The sequence below is a fragment of the Kocuria arenosa genome, assembly GCF_042879215.1.
Taxonomy (GTDB): domain Bacteria; phylum Actinomycetota; class Actinomycetes; order Actinomycetales; family Micrococcaceae; genus Kocuria; species Kocuria arenosa.
This window is the reverse complement of record NZ_JBHZTA010000009.1, coordinates 12601-30560: the sequence shown is the minus strand read 5'-3', so window position 1 is coordinate 30560 and position 17960 is coordinate 12601. Positions and strand designations below refer to the sequence as shown.

General features: G+C 74.7%; 19 protein-coding genes. 9 read left to right on the top strand and 10 right to left on the bottom strand.

What is annotated here, in order from left to right; all coding sequences use genetic code 11:
• Positions 1–53 precede the first annotated feature (53 nt).
• Both ACFYE3_RS14720 and ACFYE3_RS14715 read right to left on the bottom strand, forming a co-directional pair.
• On the bottom strand, positions 54–821 hold the full coding sequence (locus ACFYE3_RS14720) for an SDR family oxidoreductase (protein ID WP_387610332.1): 768 nt from the start codon (positions 819–821) through the stop codon (positions 54–56).
• Positions 822–828: 7 nt separating this feature from the next.
• A complete protein-coding gene (locus ACFYE3_RS14715) occupies positions 829–2208 on the bottom strand; it encodes a GntP family permease (RefSeq protein ID WP_387610330.1) in 1380 nt (459 codons plus the stop codon).
• A 122-nt stretch (positions 2209–2330) separates the two neighbouring features.
• Here ACFYE3_RS14715 and ACFYE3_RS14710 point away from each other — a divergent pair, with 122 nt between their 5' ends.
• The 3 genes from ACFYE3_RS14710 to ACFYE3_RS14700 all read left to right on the top strand — a co-directional run bounded on the left by ACFYE3_RS14710 (position 2331) and on the right by ACFYE3_RS14700 (position 3958).
• The gene (locus ACFYE3_RS14710) at positions 2331–3071 is read left to right on the top strand and encodes a FadR/GntR family transcriptional regulator (RefSeq protein WP_387610329.1); all 741 of its coding nucleotides are present in this window, start codon (positions 2331–2333) and stop codon (positions 3069–3071) included.
• A 50-nt stretch (positions 3072–3121) separates the two neighbouring features.
• The gene (locus tag ACFYE3_RS14705; protein ID WP_387610327.1) at positions 3122–3601 is read left to right on the top strand and encodes a nucleoside deaminase; all 480 of its coding nucleotides are present in this window, start codon (positions 3122–3124) and stop codon (positions 3599–3601) included.
• A 156-nt stretch (positions 3602–3757) separates the two neighbouring features.
• The gene (locus ACFYE3_RS14700; RefSeq protein ID WP_368822532.1) at positions 3758–3958 is read left to right on the top strand and encodes an antitoxin; all 201 of its coding nucleotides are present in this window, start codon (positions 3758–3760) and stop codon (positions 3956–3958) included.
• 151 nt (positions 3959–4109) lie between these two features.
• Here the strand turns inward: ACFYE3_RS14700 and uvrA are convergent, their stop codons facing one another.
• The 7 genes from uvrA to ACFYE3_RS14665 form a co-directional block, all read right to left on the bottom strand.
• On the bottom strand, positions 4110–6581 hold the full coding sequence (gene uvrA, locus ACFYE3_RS14695; RefSeq protein ID WP_387610571.1) for an excinuclease ABC subunit UvrA: 2472 nt from the start codon (positions 6579–6581) through the stop codon (positions 4110–4112).
• Between the two features lie 89 nt (positions 6582–6670).
• The gene (locus ACFYE3_RS14690) at positions 6671–7501 is read right to left on the bottom strand and encodes an FAD:protein FMN transferase (protein WP_387610325.1); all 831 of its coding nucleotides are present in this window, start codon (positions 7499–7501) and stop codon (positions 6671–6673) included.
• Complete coding sequence (locus ACFYE3_RS14685) at positions 7498–7626, bottom strand: hypothetical protein (protein WP_387610323.1); 129 nt, start codon at positions 7624–7626, stop codon at positions 7498–7500. The genes ACFYE3_RS14690 and ACFYE3_RS14685 overlap by 4 nt, the downstream gene beginning before the upstream one ends.
• Before the next feature lie 177 nt (positions 7627–7803).
• Positions 7804–8238, bottom strand: coding sequence for a hypothetical protein (locus ACFYE3_RS14680; RefSeq protein WP_387610321.1), 435 nt, complete (start codon positions 8236–8238; stop codon positions 7804–7806).
• A gap of 226 nt (positions 8239–8464) precedes the next feature.
• Entirely contained in the window at positions 8465–8836 is a 372-nt protein-coding gene (locus ACFYE3_RS14675; RefSeq protein ID WP_387610320.1) for a hypothetical protein, read from the bottom strand.
• A gap of 234 nt (positions 8837–9070) precedes the next feature.
• Positions 9071–9751 (bottom strand): YqjF family protein, encoded by a 681-nt coding sequence (locus ACFYE3_RS14670; protein ID WP_387610569.1) that lies wholly within the window; start codon positions 9749–9751, stop codon positions 9071–9073.
• 49 nt (positions 9752–9800) lie between these two features.
• Positions 9801–10064 (bottom strand): hypothetical protein, encoded by a 264-nt coding sequence (locus tag ACFYE3_RS14665; RefSeq protein WP_387610318.1) that lies wholly within the window; start codon positions 10062–10064, stop codon positions 9801–9803.
• Between the two features lie 198 nt (positions 10065–10262).
• Between ACFYE3_RS14665 and ACFYE3_RS14660 the strand changes: the two genes are divergently transcribed.
• Positions 10263–11138 (top strand): serine hydrolase, encoded by an 876-nt coding sequence (locus tag ACFYE3_RS14660; RefSeq protein ID WP_387610316.1) that lies wholly within the window; start codon positions 10263–10265, stop codon positions 11136–11138.
• A 16-nt stretch (positions 11139–11154) separates the two neighbouring features.
• On the opposite strand, the gene ACFYE3_RS14655 is transcribed toward ACFYE3_RS14660, so the two are convergent.
• Positions 11155–12843 (bottom strand): ABC-F family ATP-binding cassette domain-containing protein, encoded by a 1689-nt coding sequence (locus tag ACFYE3_RS14655; protein ID WP_387610315.1) that lies wholly within the window; start codon positions 12841–12843, stop codon positions 11155–11157.
• A gap of 379 nt (positions 12844–13222) precedes the next feature.
• Here ACFYE3_RS14655 and ACFYE3_RS14650 point away from each other — a divergent pair, with 379 nt between their 5' ends.
• The 5 genes from ACFYE3_RS14650 (at position 13223) to ACFYE3_RS14630 (ending at position 17870) form a co-directional block, all read left to right on the top strand.
• Positions 13223–14326: a glutamate--cysteine ligase gene (locus ACFYE3_RS14650; protein ID WP_387610313.1), complete on the top strand. Its 1104-nt coding sequence runs from the start codon at positions 13223–13225 to the stop codon at positions 14324–14326.
• 213 nt (positions 14327–14539) lie between these two features.
• Positions 14540–14800, top strand: coding sequence for a hypothetical protein (locus ACFYE3_RS14645; RefSeq protein WP_387610312.1), 261 nt, complete (start codon positions 14540–14542; stop codon positions 14798–14800).
• Between the two features lie 91 nt (positions 14801–14891).
• A complete protein-coding gene (locus ACFYE3_RS14640) occupies positions 14892–15860 on the top strand; it encodes a LysR family transcriptional regulator (RefSeq protein WP_387610310.1) in 969 nt (322 codons plus the stop codon).
• An 81-nt stretch (positions 15861–15941) separates the two neighbouring features.
• Positions 15942–16901 carry a helix-turn-helix domain-containing protein gene (locus ACFYE3_RS14635; protein ID WP_387610308.1) on the top strand — a complete coding sequence of 320 codons (960 nt, stop codon included), beginning with the start codon at positions 15942–15944 and terminating at the stop codon, positions 16899–16901.
• Between the two features lie 6 nt (positions 16902–16907).
• A complete protein-coding gene (locus ACFYE3_RS14630) occupies positions 16908–17870 on the top strand; it encodes a helix-turn-helix transcriptional regulator (RefSeq protein WP_387610307.1) in 963 nt (320 codons plus the stop codon).
• Positions 17871–17960: the final 90 nt, after the last annotated feature.

Here is a 17960-nt window from a genome sequence, read left to right as displayed (position 1 = left end):
CGCTGTGGGGCTGTGCGACGGGGTGGGGCTGTGCGGCGGGGTGGTGCGGTGGATCAGAGGACGGAGGTCATGCCGCCGTCGACCAGGACGTTGTGCCCCGAGACGAAGCTGGAGGCGTCCGAGCACAGGTAGACCAGCGTGCCCACGAGCTCCTCGACCTGCCCCCAGCGCCGGGCCGGCGTGCGCTCGACCACCCAGTGGTTGAACTCCTCGTCCTCGATCAGCGCCTGGTTCATCTCGGTGGCGAAGTACCCGGGCGAGATCGCATTGACCTGGATGTTGTGCCGGGCGAGGTCCGCGGCCATGCCCTTGGTGAGCATGACCACCCCGCCCTTGGTGGCCGAGTACGGGGCGATGGTCTGCCGGGCGAGCACGGACTGGACGGAGCCGATGTTGACGATCTTGCCCGAGCCGCGCTCCTGCATCCCGGGGACCACGGCCCGGGACACGTGGAACACGCTCGAGAGGTTCGCCGCGACGATGTCCTCCCAGTCCTGGGCGGCGAACTCGGCGAAGGGGGCGCGGCGCTGGATCCCGGCGTTGTTCACCAGGATGTCCGGGACGCCGTGCTCGGCGAGGACCGCGTCGATCCCCGTCCGGACGGCCTCGGCGTCGGTGAGGTCGAAGGCCGCCGTGGCCGGAGCCGTGCCCGTGCCGGCGGCGATCTCGTCGCGCACCCGGGCGAGGGCGTCGGCGTCGCGCCCGTGCAGGACCACGCGGGCGCCCGCCCCGGCGAGGCCCGTGGCCAGGGCCCGCCCCAGCCCCCGGGAGGATCCGGTGACGAGGGCGAGCCGGCCGGTGATGTCGAAGACGTCCTTCACGTCCGCCTCAGGCGATGTAGAAGACGGCGAGGACGATGGCGAAGCCCACGACGGACTGCAGGGCCTGCTGGACGGTCCACGTCTTCAGCGTGGTCTTGACGTCCATGCCCATGAGCCGGCCCACGAGCCAGAAGCCGGAGTCGTTGACGTGGCTGGCGAACACGGACCCGGCGGCGGTGGCCAGGACGACGGCAGCGACCTCCACGGAGTTGAAGCCACCCGCGGCCACGGCCGGGGCCATGAGGCCGGCGGCGGTGACGAGGGCCACGGTGGCCGAGCCCTGGGCCAGGCGCAGGACCACGGCGATGATGTAGGCGGCGAAGATGACCGGCAGACCGACGCCGTCCAGCGAGGACGCCAGGGCGTCACCGATGCCGGAGGCCCGCAGGATGCCGCCGAACATGCCGCCGGCGCCGGTGATGAGGATGACGGAGGCGACCGGACCCAGGGCGGAGTCGACGACCTTCTCCAGGGCGGTGCCGTGCTCGCCGCGGCGGGTGCCGAGGACGAACAGGGCCACGAGGACCGAGATCAGCAGAGCCACCGGGGAGGCGCCGATCATGGAGAGCACGGCGAACCACGGAGCGTCCTCGGAGACGGCGCCGGCGGCGCGGAGGTAGTCCAGGCCGGTGTTCATGAAGATGAGCACCAGGGGCAGCAGCAGCAGGGCGATGATGGTGCCGACCTTGGGCGGATTGGCCGGCTGGTCGTCGTCGATCTCGCCGAAGAGGCCCGGCACGGGCAGGACGAACTTCATGCCCACACGCTTGCCCCACAGGTACCCCGAGACGTACCAGAGCGGGAAGGCCAGCAGCAGGCCGATGAGCAGGACCATGCCGAGGTCGGCGCCGTAGAGCTCGGTGGCGGCCACGGGACCCGGGTGCGGCGGCACGAAGACGTGCATGACCGAGAACGCGCCGGCGGCGGGGATGCCGTAGAGGAGCACGTTGGTGCCGCTCACGCGGCGGGCGACCGCGAAGATGATGGGCAGCATGACCACCAGGCCGGCGTCGAAGAAGATCGGGAAGCCCATGATCAGGGAGGCGATGCCGAGCCCGAAGGGCGCCCGCTTCTCGCCGAAGACGTCCACGAGCTTGTCGGCGAGCACCCGTGCGCCGCCGCTGTGCTCCACGAGCTTGCCGAGCATGGCGCCGAGGCCGATCAGCAGGGCCACCGAGCCGAGCGTGCCGCCGAAGGCGGTGACCGCGGTCTCCACGATCAGTGCCGGCGGGATGCCCGTGGCGAGCGCCGTCAGCAGCGCCACGAGGATCAGGGTGAGGAAGGCGTGCAGCTTGAACTTGATCACCAGGACCAGGATCAGTGCGATGGCAGCCGCTGCGATCGCCAGCAGCGGCGCGGTGCCGAGGGTCTGTGTCCAGTCTTCCACTGAGTTTCTCCGTTGATCTTGTGCCCGCGGGCAGGCCATGGGGTCTCGTCGTGAGCCACGACACACGCTAGGCTGACAGAAAGATCATACTTTTGGCAACAAGGGGGCGTGACCTCGCCCACATGACGGACGGAGCGTCCATGCACGGGGTGGAGCAGCACAGCGGGGTGCTGGACCGGCTCGGCGAGAGCATCGCGTCCGGGGCGCGGGCCCCGGGCACCGTCCTGACGCTCGCGGCCCTCGAGGAGGAGTTCGGGGTCTCCCGCACGCTCGTGCGGGAGGTGGTGCGCGTGCTCGAGTCCATGGGGATGGTGGAGTCCCGGCGGCGGGTGGGCGTCACCGTCCGTCCACCGCGGGACTGGAACCCGTTCGACCCCCGGCTGATCCGGTGGCGGCTCGGCGGCCCGGGACGGGACGAGCAGCTGCGGAGCCTCACCGAGCTGCGGACCGCCATCGAGCCCGTGGCCGCCCGCCTGGCCGCGGTCCGCGCCGACGAGCCCACCCGGCGGCGCCTGGTGGAGCTCGCCGCCCGGCTGCGGGAGCTCGGCGAGGCCCGCCGCGGCACGGACCCCGAGTACCTGGAGGTGGACACCGCCTACCACGCGCTGCTGCTGGAGGCGAGCGGCAACCCCATGCTCGCCGCCCTCCAGGGCGTGGTGGCCGAGGTGCTCTCCGGCCGCACCGCGCTGGGGCTCATGCCCCGCTCCCCCGACCCCGGGGCGCTCGAGGACCACGAGGCCACGGCTGCCGCCGTCGCCTCCGGGGACGCGGCCGCGGCCGAGGCCCGGGCGCGCGCCGTGGTGGTGGAGGTGCTCGAGGGGGTCGTCGACGTGACGGACGGACGTGCGGGAGGGGCGCCCTGATGTGGCCGGGAGGCTGCGGCGAGCCGGCGCCCCGCCCGTAGGCTGGGCCCATGGGCATCTCGGAGACCGACCGCGGACACCTGCGACGCTGCGTGGAGCTGGCCCGCGAGGCCCTCGACGCCGGGGACGAGCCGTTCGGCTCGGTGCTCGTCTCGGCCCGGGGGGAGGTCCTGTTCGAGGACCGCAACCGGGTGGCCGGCGGTGACGCGACCCGGCACCCCGAGTTCGAGATCGCCCGCTGGGCGGCCGCCCGCCTGACCCCGGAGCAGCGCTCCGCGGCCACGGTCTACACCTCGGGCGAGCACTGTCCCATGTGCTCGGCCGCGCACGCCTGGGTGGGGCTGGGCCGCATCGTGCACGCCTCCTCCTCGGCGCAGCTCGGCCGGTGGTTGCACGAGCTCGGCGCCCCGCCCGCCCCCGTCGCGGCGCTGCCGATCTCCCAGGTGGCCCCGGGGGTGCCCGTGGACGGACCGTGTCCCGAGCTGGCGCCGGCGGTGCGGGAGCTGCACCGGGAGCGGCACCGGGGCTGACCCGCGAGACGGCAGGTGACGGCCACCGCCCACGGCTGCGTCGCCGTCAGGCGCATCCTCGGCGCGGGGTGGCCAGGGACCCCGCCCGGGGACCAGGATGGAGGAACAGCTCCGGTGGGCCGCGCCCACCGGAACCGCTCGACGAGAGGAACGATCATGGTGGACATGGGAGGATTCGCGGACAAGGCGAAGAACCTTGCGGACCAGCACCCCGACAAGGTGCAGCAGGGCATCGACCGGGGCGGCGACGCCGTCGACGAGCGCACGGGCAAGAAGTACGAGGGCCAGGTGGACCAGGCCCAGGAGAAGGCCGGCGGCTTCCTCGGCTCCGACGAGAAGGACCAGCAGCAGAACTGATCAGCAGCGGCTGACCGCAGCCCCCGCCCGCCGTCCGGCGCGCGGGGGCTGCGGCGTTGCGGGCCCCTTCCTCCCCGCGAGGTCGCGGCTGACGGCGACGTGGCCGTGCCCGGTCGCCGCCAGCCGCGACCTCGGCGCAGCAGGGGGGAGCTCAGGCGAGCGCCGCCGCCAGGTAGGGCGCGGTCCGGCTCCGCTCGCACCCGGCCACGCCCACCGGGGTGCCGGCGCACACGATCCGCCCGCCGGCCTCGCCGCCGGACGGGCCCATGTCGATCACCCAGTCCGAGGACGCCACCACGTCCATGGCGTGCTCCACCACCACCACGGTGTTGCCGGCGTCCACCAGGCGGTTCAGCTGGCGCAGCAGCAGCTGCACGTCCTGCGGGTGCAGGCCGGTGGTGGGCTCGTCCAGGAGGTACAGGGTGTGGCCGCGCCGGGCCCGCTGCAGCTCGGTCGCCAGCTTGATCCGCTGTGCCTCGCCCCCGGAGAGCTCGGTGGCCGGCTGGCCGAGCCGCAGGTAGCCGAGCCCCACGTCGAGCAGGGTGCGCAGGCTGCGCGCGGCGGCCGGGACGTCCGCGAGGAACTCCGCGGCGGTCTCCACGCGCATGCCCAGGACGTCGGCGATGCTGCGGCCCCGGTGGGTGACCTCCAGCGTCTCGGGGTTGTAGCGGGCGCCCCGGCAGTCGGGGCAGGGCCCGTAGGTGCCGGGCAGGAACAGCAGCTCGACGGCCAGGAAGCCCTCGCCCTGGCACGTCTCGCACCGTCCGCCGGTGACGTTGAAGGAGAACCGCCCGGCCCCGTAGCCGCGGGCGCGCGCCTCGTCGGTGGCGGCGTAGAGCTTGCGGACCGCGTCGAACAGCCCGGTGTAGGTCGCCAGGTTGGAGCGCGGGGTCCGGCCGATGGGCCGCTGGTCCACCCGGATCAGCCGGTCCAGGTGCTCCAGGCCCTCGACCGCGTCCACCCGCGCTCCGCCGGCGGGCGCGGCGTCCTCGGGGTCGGCGGTCTCCGGGGCCGCCCCACCGTGCACGTGCCGGCCGACCGTCTCGGCCAGGACCTGGCTGACCAGCGTGGACTTGCCCGAGCCGGAGACCCCGGTGACGGCGGTGAGCACGCCCAGCGGGATCTCCGCGTCGAGGTCCACCAGGTTGTGGCGCGTGACCCCGCGCAGCCGCAGCCGCCGCTCGACCGGGCGGGGCGTGCGCTCCGCCGTCGTGGTCTCCCGGGAGCCGTCCGGGAACAGGAACGGGCGCGTGGCGGACTCCGCGATCCCGGCCAGGCCGGGGACGGGGCCGCTGTACAGCACCGAGCCGCCGCGGTCCCCGGCCTGGGGCCCCACGTCCACGACCCAGTCGGAGCGCCGCACCACGGCCATGTCGTGCTCCACCACGAACACCGAGTTCCCGGAGGCCTTCAGCTCCTCGAGCACGGCCAGCAGCGGCTCGGCGTCGGCCGGGTGCAGGCCCGCCGAGGGCTCGTCGAGCACGTAGACCACGCCGAAGAGCCCGGAGCGCAGCTGGGTGGCGATCCGCAGCCGCTGCATCTCCCCCGGGGAGAGCGTGGGCGTGGACCGGTCCAGGCTCAGGTAGCCCAGGCCCAGGTCCAGGAGCACCTGCAGCCGGGCGAGCAGGTCCTTGGTGATGGTCACCGCGGCCTCGCTGCGCTCCCCCGAGGACACGGCCCGGGAGGCGGTGCCGGCGTGCTCCAGGGCCGCCGTGGGCCGGACCACCTCGGCCAGCTCGGCCAGGGACGCCCCGTTGAGCTCGGCGATGCTCCGGCCGGCGAAGGTCACCGCGAGCGCCTCGGGGCGCAGTCCGCTGCCGGCGCACCCGGGGCAGGGTCCCGTGACCACGTACTGCAGGACGCGCTCGCGCATCTGCTGGCTCGCGGAGTCCGCCAGGGTGTGCAGGACGTAGCTCTTCGCGCTCCAGAACCGGCCCTTGTACGGCTTCGCCACCCGGTCCCGCTGCGGGGTGATCTCCACGACCGGCTGCTCCTCGGTGAACAGGATCCAGTCGCGCTCCTCCCGCGGCAGCTCGCGCCAGGGGACGTCGACGTCGTGGCCCAGGTGGCTCAGGATGTCGCGCAGGTTCTTGCCCTGCCACGCGCCGGGCCACGCCGCGACGGCCCCGTCCCGGACGCTGAGCGCCGGGTCCGGGACCAGGGAGGACTCGGTGACGTCGTGCACGGTGCCCAGGCCCGAGCACCGGGGGCACGCGCCGGCGGCGGTGTTGGGCGAGAAGGCGTCCGAGTCCAGGCTGCCCGCGGCGGACTCGGGGTAGGTGCCCGCCCGGGAGAAGAGCATGCGCATCGAGTTGGACAGCGTGGTGAGGGTGCCCACCGTGGAGCGCGAGCTGGGCGCGCCGCGCCGCTGCTGCAGGGCGACGGCCGGCGGCAGCCCGGTGATCCCCTCGACCGCGGGGTTGTGCCCCTGCTGGATCAGGCGCCGGGCGTAGGGCGCCACGGACTCGAGGTAGCGCCGCTGCGCCTCGGCGTAGATGGTGCCGAAGGCCAGGGAGGACTTGCCCGACCCGGAGACGCCGGTGAAGGCGACGATCGCGTCGCGGGGGACGTCCACGTCCACGTGGCGCAGGTTGTTCTCGGAGGCCCCTCGGACCCGGACCATGCCGGTGCGGGTGGGGTCGGGGGCCGGGGCGGTGTCGGGGTGGGTGCTCACCGCCTCCACCCTAGCCACCGGCGGGGCCGTGCGAGGACTCAGCCGGTGAGGTGGTGCTCCCGGCGGACGGACCACGCCGTGTCCGCGGGGGCGGGGTCCACACCCCAGGCGGACCACTCGTCCAGGCCGGTGAACCAGCGGGCCCCGTCCCGGCCGGCGACCACGAGGGCCGTGGCGAGCACCCCGGCCAGCCGGGCGTCCGGGCCGGCGACCGTCGCGGACCGGGCGCCCGTCGCGGGTCGCCCGGTGCGCGGGTCGACGACGTGCGCCGGGCGCTCGGCGGTGCCCGACGTCGACACCGCGCCGTTGCCGGGCAGCACGGTCCAGGTGACGGCGCCGGCGTCGTCCGGGTGGCGGATCCCGACCGCCCAGGGCTTCCCGGGCGCGGCGGACCCGCGGGTCACGACGTCCCCGCCGGCCTCCACGCAGACGTTCGCGCACCCGGCGCGGACCATGTCGTCGGCGATCCGTTCCGCGGCCCACGCCGTGACGTAGCCCGAGGGGTCGAAGCCGCCGCGCACGGCCCACGGGTCGAAGCAGCCGTCAGTCAGCTGCCGGGCCTCCCGGCAGCGCTGGAGCACGTCCAGCAGGGCACCCTCGGCGGCGTCCCACCGGCTGAGCCGGCGCTCGTCGAGCAGGCCGGAGCGGAGCGCCGTCACGAGCGAGTCGGGACGGTAGGTGGAGAAGACGGCGTCGACCCACCGCATGTTGGCCACGGCCGTGGCCAGCGCGTGCTGCACGGCGGGCTCGGGCGGCAGGCCCTCCTCGCCGGCGCGGACGTCGACGGTCACGGAGGTGCCCCAGACCAGCTCGCGGCGGCGGTGCCACCGGCCCTCGGGGCGGCGCAGCTCGACGGCGGGGGCGCTCACAGCCCGGCCCTCTCGAGGAGCTCCCGGCAGGCTGTGCGGTAGCCCTTCACGGCGGCGTCGGGGCCGCTCACGACATCGACCCGCGCCGGCTGCCTCGTGAGGGTCTCCTCGTGGAGGACGGGCACGGCGCGGTCGTCGAGCCACTGCGGGGGGCGTGGGGGGAGCGATGTGCGGTCGATGCTTTCGACTATAGAACTGGGGGTGGTGCCGGGCACTGGACTTTCGGACAGAGTTCCCGGTCTGGGGACGCGGAACGGCCCCGCCCCTGCGCCGGCGCAGGAACGGGGCCGTCCTCTCCCGACCTACTCGGCCTGGTCCGCGTCCTCGTCACTGATCTGGATGACCTGCAGCGGCAGGGTCGTGCCCGTCCCGCAGAACTCCGTCTGGCACTCCTGGATGAATCCCGAGAGCACGGCCGGCCCCTCGTCGAAGGCCATGTTGAAGGCCACGGCCTCGTAGTCCAGCTCGACCTCACCGCCCTCGCAGACCCACTGCTTGAAGTAGCTGCCGTTGGCGATCCGTCCCTCGGAGACCCGCTGGGTCACATTGAGGGAGACGAAGATGTTGCTCCCGGCCGTGCACGTCACCGTGTAGGTGCCCTGGACGGCCGCCCCCTCGGCGATCCGCGTGGCGTCGCTGATGTCGGAGATCTCCATCGCCTGCGCCGGTGCGGCGGCGACGAGACCGACTCCTGCCGCGAAGGCGGCGGCCGTGACTGCCCTGGTGGTTCTTCTCATTGTCCTGTCCCATCCGGTGGAGAAGCGAGGACCGCTTCGCGACTGGTGCCGGCCCGTGGCGCGTTCCCCCGAACGCCCCCGGGCCCCGTGTCTGGTGCGACGTCACCAACGTAGGCGCAGGTCAGGGCGCATCGGCCAACATGGGCGAAGATGACGGACACGATTCGGACACGGTCCCGGTGCGGCCGGGGACCGTTCCGGAACGGGACGCGGGACGGGAGGGCCCTCAGAACGCGTCGTCGATGGGCACCGGCCGGCCGTGCCGGTCGTAGTAGTAGACCCCCTGCGTCTCCGGCGCCTCGTCGGCCGGATCCTCCGGGGACCCTGCCGAGAAGGGACCGCTGTCCTCCCGGGCGCCGACCGCGAGCACCCCGACCGACACGAGCAGCAGGAGCGCCACCGTGAGCAGCGGTCCCAGCGGCACGGCGCGGACGAGGACGGCCAGGGCCACGGCCAGCGCAAGGAGCAGGAGCAGGAGCAGGGCGCCCGTGACCGCCGGCTCGATCGCACGGTCGGGGCGTGCGGCTCCCGGCTCGGCCGAGGACCGGCCGGAGAATTCCGGCAGCTGCGGCAGCTCGGGAGCGGTCGGAGTGGTCACGGCGGGCCTTTCGCGTACGGCTCCCCCGGCGGATCGGTCGCGGGGGTGAGCGGCTCCGGGAGCGACCTCGACCGGAGTCCCCCCGGTCGCCCCTGCGGGAGCTGCTTCCATCCTGCACCGCCCGCACGGTCCGGGGCCTGCCCACTCTTGTGGGGCTGGTGGGGGCCGGAGGACGTGATTCGGGGGACGCAGGGCCCCCGGGCTGCGGTGGAAGGTGCGCGCGGGCCCGGCGGATCAGGGGCTCCGCACCGTCCGGGGCCGCCCGATCCGGGTCCGGACGCCCGGCGAGAACAGCACCGACTCGGGCGGGCCGTCGACGTGGAGGCCGGCCGCGGCCAGCAGCCCGTCCTCGAGGTGCGTGACCGTGGCGGGGTGCAGCGGCCACGGCTCGTGCGAGACGGGGACGTGCACCGTCCGGTCGGCGAACCTGCTGTGCAGACCGAAACGTGCGGTGAGCTCCACCGACAGCTCGTCGTCGGCGCGGACGGTGCGGTCCGGACGCACGGCGAAGGAGGACGTCGTCCGTCCGCGGCGGCGTTCGACGTCGTAGCCGCAGTCCGGGTCCGCCCCGTCGGGCACGACGGCCCGGCACCGCGACCACACGTAGGGGAGGCCGGCGGCGCGGGCGCCGAGGACCACCGCGAGCCGAGAGGCGTCGAGGGACAGGAACACCACTCCGCGCGTGCCGTCCGGCTCGCGCGAGTAGAGGCGCACGTTGATCTCGGGAAAGCTCCCCCACCAGAGCAGGGGCACCGCGGCGCCGAGCCGGATCCGGTGCATGCGGAACCCGACGAGGCCCGCCCAGGCGGAGTCGTCGACCACGTCGGCCCGGACCCCCGGAGGCATCCGCGCCGCCGCGGCGGACACGGAGATCCGCCAGTGCAGGAAGACGGCGTCCTCCCAGCGCTGGTCCATCAGGTGGGGGCGGGGCAGCTCCGGCGCCGCCGGCCAGGGGTCGGCCGGGTCAGCCGTCTTCCTGCTCGTCATCCCGCTCCGCCGGGCCCTCGCCCTCCGTGGGACTGATGGGCCCGGTCGTGGACTCCTCCTCGATGGCGTCGGTGGCCTCGTCGCCGGCGGTCTCCTCGCCTCCGGCGGGGGCCTCCTGCTCCGTGCTCTCCTCGCCGCCGGACCCGGAGTCGTCGCACCCCGCGAGTCCCAGGGCGGCGAAGGACAGGAACCCGATCGCCAACATCCTCCGCCACCAATTCTCGCCCGCAGCTGCAGCCATGACCCCTCCTCCGTGGTTCTTCATGAATCCTCAAAGACAAGCACGCTTCCCAATCCGACACAAGGGACGGGGACGGGATTGGCGGAACATGCTCAGCAGAAATCCAGGAGGGCGCCGGTACGGTCGAATGCGGGACCGGCGTCGCCCGCCGGGGCGATCCGCCCTCGTCCCCGTCCGTCCGGGAACGAAAGGCGCACCGTGCGCACGAGCCGTCGAGGGACCCGAGCCCGCCCCGCCGCGGCACTGGGCGTCGCCCTCGCCCTCCTCCTCGGCGCCTGCGGCGGGGACGAGCTGGTGACGACCGCCGACCCGACGATCGAGGCCGCCGCCGCGGACCTCGCGGCGGACCTGGAGGATCTCGCCGCCGGCGTGCCCGGGGAGTTCGGGGTCGTGCTGCTCGACCCGGAGGGGAGAGAGGTGGTGGCCCGCAACGCCGACCGTCCGTTCACGAGCGCGAGCCTCTACAAGCTCTTCCTGGCCCATGCGGTCCTCGACGAGGCCGACCGGGGCGCCCTCGCCCTCTCGGACGTCGTGCCGGAGCTGGGCCTCACGGTCGAGCAGGCCCTCGACGTGATGATCAGCTGGTCGGACAACGCCTCCGGTGCGGCCCTGGGCCGCTGGCTCGGGTGGGAGGAGGTCGAGGCGTTCGCGCACGAGCAGGGCTTCGCGGCCACCACGTTCGATCCCGCCACCGGGTCGCAGGACGTCGCCGCGATGACCACCACGCCCGCCGACGTCGCCGCCCTCCTGGAGCGCCTGCGCCGGGGCGAGCTGCTCTCCGGCTCCTCCACCGCACTGCTCCTGGGCTTCCTCGAGGAGCAGCACCTCGACTACGCCCTCTCCAGCGGCTTCTCCCCGGACGTCGGCTTCGCGCACAAGACCGGTCTGCTGGTGGATGTCTCGCACGACGCCGGGATCGTCGCGCTCGGCGGGCGCGACTACGTCGTCGCCGTGCTGACCGACGGGTGGTCCGACTACGAGGAGTCGGCACCCTGGTTCGGGGACGCCGGGCGGGAGATCGAGGCGTACGTGCGCGAGGACGCCGCCTCTCCCCTGCCGAGAGCGGCGCCGTAGCCGGCCGCGGAGGCGGTCAGGCCGTCCCGGGCCGCACCGGGACGACCCGGCCCCGCCAGCGCCGCCGGACCCACCGGTCGTGCGTGGCCAGCACCACCGTCCCCGGGAAGTCCTCCAGGGCCCGCTCGAGCTCCTCGGCCAGGGCCAGCGACAGGTGGTTGGTGGGCTCGTCCAGCAGCAGCAGCGGGGCGGGCTCCGCGACCAGGGCCGCGAGCGCGACCCTCCGGCGCTGCCCGGGGGAGAGCTCCCCGAGGGGACGGGAGGAGTCGCCGGCGCGCAGCAGGCCCAGCTCCTCCAGCGTCGGGGCGCGGTCGCCGTCGCGCAGCCGGGAGCGGAAGGCCGCCTCGGCCGTGCACGACAGGTCCGGCCAGGCGTCGTCCTGGGCCAGGCGGCCGACGACGACGGAGCCCTGCCGCTGCACGGTCCCGCCGTCGGGGCGCAGCTCCCCGGCCAGCACGGCGAGCAGCGTCGACTTCCCGGCGCCGTTCGGGCCCTCCACCAGCACCCGGTCCCCGGCGCGCAGCTCGAGGTCGGTCGCCGCCAGGCGTCCCTCGACCTGCGCTCCGGTCAGCCGGACCAGCGGGAGCTCGGCGTCGATCGCGGTGTCCGCGCCCCGGTCGAAGCCCGCGAAGCGCAGGGGTTCCGGCGGGGCGCCCAACGCGGTCCGCTCGAGGGCGGCCAGCCGGTGGCGGGCCGAGCGCACCCGGCCGCCGACGGTCTTGGCGGCGCGGTCGCTGTAGAACTTCCGGGTGATCCTCCCCTCGGACTTCGGGGCCGTGGTGTGGAAGATCTCCCGGCCGGAGACCTCGGCGATCTCCTGCAGCCGCTCCCGCTCCTGCCCCTGGGCGGCGAAGCGCTCGGCCCAGCGGCGGCGGGCGAGCTCCCGGTGCTCGAGGTAGGAGCTGTAGCCGCCCGTGGACGACGTGCCCTGCCGGGGCGGCCCTCCGGCGGACTCGTCGGGCCCCAGGGCGGGATCGAGGTCGACCACCCCGGTGGCCACCGCGTCCAGGAACCAGCGGTCGTGGCTGGCCAGGAGCACCGGGCCCCGCCAGCCGGCGAGCTCGCCCGCCAGGAAGTCGACGGCGTCGTCGTCGAGGTGGTTCGTCGGCTCGTCGAGCAGCAGTGCCGTGGGCCGGGCCAGCAGCAGCGCCGCCAGCGCGAGCCGGCGCCGCTGCCCGCCGGACAGCTCCCCGACCGCCCGACTCCTGGGCAGCCGGGCCAGGCCGAGCCCGTGCAGGACCGTCTCGATCCGGGCGTCGAGGGCCCAGAGGCCGTGGCGCTCCGCGTCCCGGAGCACGGCGTCGTAGGCGTCCGCCGTCGCGGGGTCGCCGGGCGCCTCGGCGATCCCGGCGGCGAGCACCACCAGCCGGTGCTCCAGGGCGCGGACCTCCGCGACGGCCTGCTCGACGACCTGCTCCAGGGTGGTGGCGGCGGGGAGGTCGAGCTCCTGGTGGAGCAGCCCGGTGCGCTCGGGCCGGTGCACGGTGCCGGTGCCCGGCACGAGGAGGCCGGCGGCCACGTGCAGCAGGGTGGTCTTGCCGGCGCCGTTCTCCCCGATCAGGCCGATGCGCTCACCGGCGGTGACGGTCAGCGACACGTCGGTGAGGACCCGGCGGCCGGGGTGGCTGACACCGATGCCGTCCAGGCGCAGAGGGGCGGAGCGGTGCGGGGCGGCGGTCGCCGCCGAGAGGGCGGTGGAGGTCACGGTGGGGTCCTGTCGATGCTGGGGGTCGGGCCCGCCGGGCGAGTGCGGCACCGGATGCGCGCAGCCCTCCGGGCTCGGATCGACGGTGCCGGCCGCGGACGCGGGTCGGGGCATCAGGACAGGAACATGGCCACCAAGCTACGCCCGCGCCCGGCTCCCGGCAAGAGCTCCGGGGGCCGCGCGCGCACCCCGGGCGAGCAGGGTGACCACCTCCGGGACCACGAACGCCGGCAGCAGGAACCACCGTGCAGGTCGACGTCCGGGACCGGGCGCGGCACCCTCCCGGGACGCCGAGCCCCCACCCGCCGCCACGGACCCGCCGCCCGCGGGGCGGTGCTACGCTCCCCCCGAACACGTGCCGAGACGGGGAGGCTGCGGAGTGCGGACGTTCGGCGTGGAGGAGGAGCTGCTGCTCGTCGATGCGCAGACCCTGGAGCCGCTGCCGGCCGGGGAGCAGGCCGTGGGCCTGGGCGGGGCGGCCGCGGACACCGGCCACAGGCTGTCCACCGAGCTGCAGCAGGAGCAGATCGAGGTCGACTGTCCCCCGCAGACCACTCTGGACGGGCAGCTGGCGGTCATCCGGACGGGACGGGCCCTGGCGGACGCGGTCGCCGTCCGGGTGGGCGGACGGGTCGTGGCCCTGCCCACCGCACCGGGCCGCGTTGCCCCGCACATCGGCCACGAGCGCCGCGCCCAGCTGGTCAGCGCGCGCTTCGGGCTGACGGCCCGGGAGCAGCTCACGTGCGGATTCCACGTCCACGTCGCGGTGGGCTCGCGCGAGGAGGGCGTCGCGGTGCTGGACCGGATCCGGGTGTGGCTGCCCGTGCTGCTGGCCCTGAGCAGCAACTCCCCCTTCTGGAACGGCGCCGACTCGGGCTACAGCAGCTTCCGCTACCAGGCCTGGAGCCGGTGGCCCACCGCCGGCCCGCCGGAGACCTTCGGCTCCGCCGCCGCCTACGACCGCCACCGGCAGGACCTGCTGAGCTCGGGGGTGCCTCTGGACGGGGGCATGCTCTACTTCGACGCCCGCCTGTGCGAGCACCTGCCCACCCTGGAGGTGCGGGTCGCGGACGTGTGCCTGGACGCCCGGCACGCGGCCGTGCTGGCGGCCCTCACCCGCGCCCTGGTCGAGCACGCCGCCCGGGACTGGCGCGCGGGAGCCGCGGCACCCGAGGTGCGCGCCTCGGTGCTGCGGGCGTGGATGTGGCAGGCCAGCCACACCGGGGTCCGCGGCCCCCTCGTGAGCCCCGTGACCCGAACGCTGGGCCCCGCCGCGGACGTGGTCGCCCAGCTGCTGGAGGTGCTCCGCCCGGTGCTCACCGAGCACGAGGAGGCCGAGCAGATCGGCTCCGTGGTCGCGGAGATCCTGCACCACGGCTCCGGCGCCCGGCGCCAGCGCGAGGCCTTCCGCGCCGGCGGGGTGCTCGCCGTGGTGCGCATGGCGATCGAAGCCACCCACAGCACTGCCTCCCCCGCCGCGTAGCGCGGACGGCGGGCCACGTCGCCGAGGCGACGTCCGCGCCGGTCGAACCCTTCGGCGCAGCTGAACAGTCGTGCGGAACTCTTTGCTGGTCCTTCCCGGTGGACGCTTCCAGACTGGATGGCACAAAGGTTCGACGGCGCGGCAGCCCGGCCCCTCGGGGACGTGCTCACCGGCGCCGCCAGACCCAGGAGAACGATCCGAGAGGAACTTCCGATGGTCTCGATCCTGTTCGTGGGAAGCGCCGTGGTCTCCGTGCTGGCCGTCTACACGGTCATCGGACGCCTGGCGATCCCCCCGCAAGAACGCGTGGCGCTGCACCGGCTGGGATGGGCGGGGTGGCTCCACACGCTCCGGCGCAGCATGGTCCTGCTCGGCGACGCCGCCCCCGCCGGGCGCCGCGCACTCCCTGGGCACGCCACCGTCGAGGGGACGGCGCGGGCAGTGCCTCCGGCCGGGGGCCGGGTGACCCGGTGACTGACCGGGGCCGGTGCCCCACACTGGTGCCACGACTCGTTCCGGTGACCCGTTCCCGTGGCCCGGTCCAGCGATGAGGAGGGTGGTCCCCGTGCTCGACGTGCGCAGGCTGCAGGTGCTCCGGTCCGTCGTGGCGACGGGCTCGGTCAGCGGGGCGGCGCAGGCCCTGGGGTACACCCCCTCCTCGATCAGCCAGCAGATCTCACTGCTCCAGCGCGAGGTCGGCGTGCAGCTCCTGGAGCACGTGGGGCGGGGGATCCGCCCCACGGCGGCCGCCCGGCTGCTGGACCAGCGCGCCTGCGCGGTGTTCGAGGAGCTGAGCCGGACCGAGCAGGCCCTGGAGGACTACCGGCGCCGGCGCCGCACCAGGCTGCGGGTGGAGTACTTCAGCACGGCAGGACGGTCACTCATCGTTCCCGCCGTGGCCGCCCTCACGCGGACCCACCCCGACGTCCAGGTGGAGCTGCAGCTGCAGCCCGACGGCGATCCCACCGGGCGGGTGAGCCTCGGCGAGGTGGACCTGGCCCTCGCGGTGACGGAGCTGCCCGTGCGGGCCGACGGCGTGACGTGGACGCACCTGCTCGACGACCCGTTCGACGTGGTGCTCCCCGTGGGCCACCCGCTCGGCACGGAGGCGGAGATCGCCCTCAGCGATCTGGCCGAGATTTCCTGGGTCACCCACGAGTGGCCCTTGGGGACGTGCAGCCGGCGGGTCCTGGAGGCGTGCTCGGCGGCGGGCTTCACCCCGCAGTACCGGGTGGAGTGCAACGACGTCGACACCGCCATGGGACTGGTCGCCGCCGGACTGGGCATCGGCGTGATGCCCCGCCTCGGCCTCGTCCGCCCGCACCCGGACGTCGTCATCCGGAGCCTGCGCCGCCCGGTGCCGACGCGCCGGGTCCACGTGCTGCACGGATCCTCCTTCCACGAGTCCGAGGCCGCCGCCGCGTTCGTCGCCGATCTGCGCGCCGCCTCGGCGACGGCCTCCGGACCCGGGAGTCACCGGGGCCGGCCGGACGGTCCGGGTCCGGAGGCGGAGCGTACCCGACCGGCCGGCTGATCCGGGCACGCCGACGTCACGATCCGGGACGAGCCGGACCTGCCGTCGACTCCTCCCGCGGTGCGGCGTAGCCTGCGGACCATGGACTCCCAGGTGCAGCGGTCCTTCTTCGCCACCCGTGACCCGGCCGAGGGCGTCGCGGTGCTCGACGAGGTCTTCGCCGTCCGGGGGGTGCGCCGGTCCCCGGACGGCGATTTCGACATGGCCCTGGCCTCCACCGCGATCGGCGCCATGGCCTACGAGCGTGTGCGGTTGAAGGGCTCCTCGTGCACCGGCAGGACGGACGGCGACGACGTGCTGCGGGTGTGCTGCGTGACAGCGGGCGTGCTGATCGCCACCAGCGCCGGCGACCGCTTCCCCCGCACTGGACCCTTCCTGTTCCCCCAGCGCACCTTCACCACCTGGTGGGAGGACCTCGAGGCGACCACCGTGAACCTGGACCCCGTGGCGGTGGAGGAGCACGCCCGGCGGCTGCTGGGGAACGAGAGCTTCCGGCTGGAGTTCACCGGAACCCGCCCGGTGTCGTCGGCCATGGCGCAGTACTGGCAGGGAACTGTCTCCCACCTGGCCCGCGACCTCGTGCCCGACGACAGGGCGATGCGCAGTCCCCTGATCCGGGCGGAGGCCTCCCGCTCCCTCGCCACCGTCCTGCTGCACACCTTTCCCGGCTCCTTCCTGGACCGCAACGAGACGGTTGCCGGGCAGTCCCGCCCGGCTCCCGCCGGAGTGCGGCGGGCGGTCGCCTTCATCGAGGAGCACGTGGCCGCCGACATCGGCCCGGCCGACATCGCCGCGGCCGCCAGGATGAGCGTGCGCGGGCTCCAGGCCGCGTTCCGCCGGGAACTGGACACCACCCCGATGGCCTATCTGCGCGCCGTCCGGCTGGACGCCGTCCACCGGGAGCTGCTGGCCGCCGACCCCACCGCCGGCTCCACCGTGGAGGCGGTCGCCCTGCACTGGGGCTTCACCCACCGCGGACGCTTCGCCGCCGCCTACCGGGACCGGCACGGGCAGGCCCCGGCCACCACCCTGCGGAGCTGAGACGGGATGCACCAGGAGACGGAGGCGCCGATCCACCTGAACGTGACGACCACCGACCCGGAGGTCGCCCTCGAGGCGCTGCGGCAGATCTACACCAGTGCGCGCATGGGCACGGTCGCCGACGAGACGTCGTTCCTGTACGGCCACGAGGTGCGGGGCGACACCGACCTCAATCTGGGGCGGCTCACCTTTCGCGGCAGCATCGCCGGCCGGATGGTGCTCGACGACGTCTTCTCGGTCGTCCTGCCTCGCGCGGGGGGCGTCGACTGGAGCATCGACGGCCGGTCAGGCAGCGGGCTCGGGGTGTTCCTGCTCCAGCCGGACCAGGAGTACTACGGCGAGGTGGACCAGCTGCTGGTCGACTCGGTCAACATCGGCCGGTCCACGCTGCGGGAGACCGCCCGGACGGTCTACGGGGACGAGACCCTCGAGGTCGCCTTCCACGACCCGCGCCCGCGCTCCCCCGCGCGGGAGAGGCACTGGAGGAGCACCTTCGCGTTCGTCCAGCAGGTCCTGGCCGACCCCGCGGTCGCCTCCGTCCCCCTGCTGCGCGCCGATCTGCGGCGGCGGATGTCGGTGGCGACCCTGGAGGCGTTCGCCCTCGCGGAGGAACCCGGGTCCCGGCGCGCGTCGGCCGCCGGGCAGCACTCGGCCTACCGGCGCGCCGTCGAGTTCCTGCACGCCGCCGCGTCCTCACCGATCACCGTCGAGGACGTCGCCCGGCACGCGGAGGTGAGCACCGTGGAGCTCACCCGGGCCTTCCGCTCCCACGCCGGGACCACGCCCGGCGCCTACCTGCGCGAGCTGCGGCTGGTGGCCGCCCACGACGACCTCGTCCGGGGCGACCCGGCACGCGGCGACACCGTGCGCGGCATCGCCCTGCGCTGGGGCATGACCCACCCCGGCGACTTCGCGCGCCGCCACCGGCAGGCCTACGGCGAGAACCCTGCCACCACCCTGCGCCGGTAGACCGTTCCGCGACCGCCGGTGGGCGGTTCCGGCACGGCGGGGAACGCGGTCGCGGGCCGGCCGGAGACCCCGCGCACGAGCTGCTCAGGA

Coding starts and splice junctions, on each gene's coding strand:
- ACFYE3_RS14635 (WP_387610308.1), top strand. CDS start 15,942: ATGGACTCCCAGGTGCAGCGGTCCTTCTTCGCCACCCGTGACCCGGCC.
- ACFYE3_RS14645 (WP_387610312.1), top strand. CDS start 14,540: ATGGTCTCGATCCTGTTCGTGGGAAGCGCCGTGGTCTCCGTGCTGGCC.
- ACFYE3_RS14665 (WP_387610318.1), bottom strand. CDS start 10,064: ATGGCTGCAGCTGCGGGCGAGAATTGGTGGCGGAGGATGTTGGCGATC.
- ACFYE3_RS14705 (WP_387610327.1), top strand. CDS start 3,122: ATGGGCATCTCGGAGACCGACCGCGGACACCTGCGACGCTGCGTGGAG.
- ACFYE3_RS14630 (WP_387610307.1), top strand. CDS start 16,908: ATGCACCAGGAGACGGAGGCGCCGATCCACCTGAACGTGACGACCACC.
- uvrA (WP_387610571.1), bottom strand. CDS start 6,581: ATGGTCCGGGTCCGAGGGGCCTCCGAGAACAACCTGCGCCACGTGGAC.
- ACFYE3_RS14670 (WP_387610569.1), bottom strand. CDS start 9,751: ATGGACCAGCGCTGGGAGGACGCCGTCTTCCTGCACTGGCGGATCTCC.
- ACFYE3_RS14700 (WP_368822532.1), top strand. CDS start 3,758: ATGGTGGACATGGGAGGATTCGCGGACAAGGCGAAGAACCTTGCGGAC.
- ACFYE3_RS14680 (WP_387610321.1), bottom strand. CDS start 8,238: ATGAGAAGAACCACCAGGGCAGTCACGGCCGCCGCCTTCGCGGCAGGA.
- ACFYE3_RS14710 (WP_387610329.1), top strand. CDS start 2,331: ATGACGGACGGAGCGTCCATGCACGGGGTGGAGCAGCACAGCGGGGTG.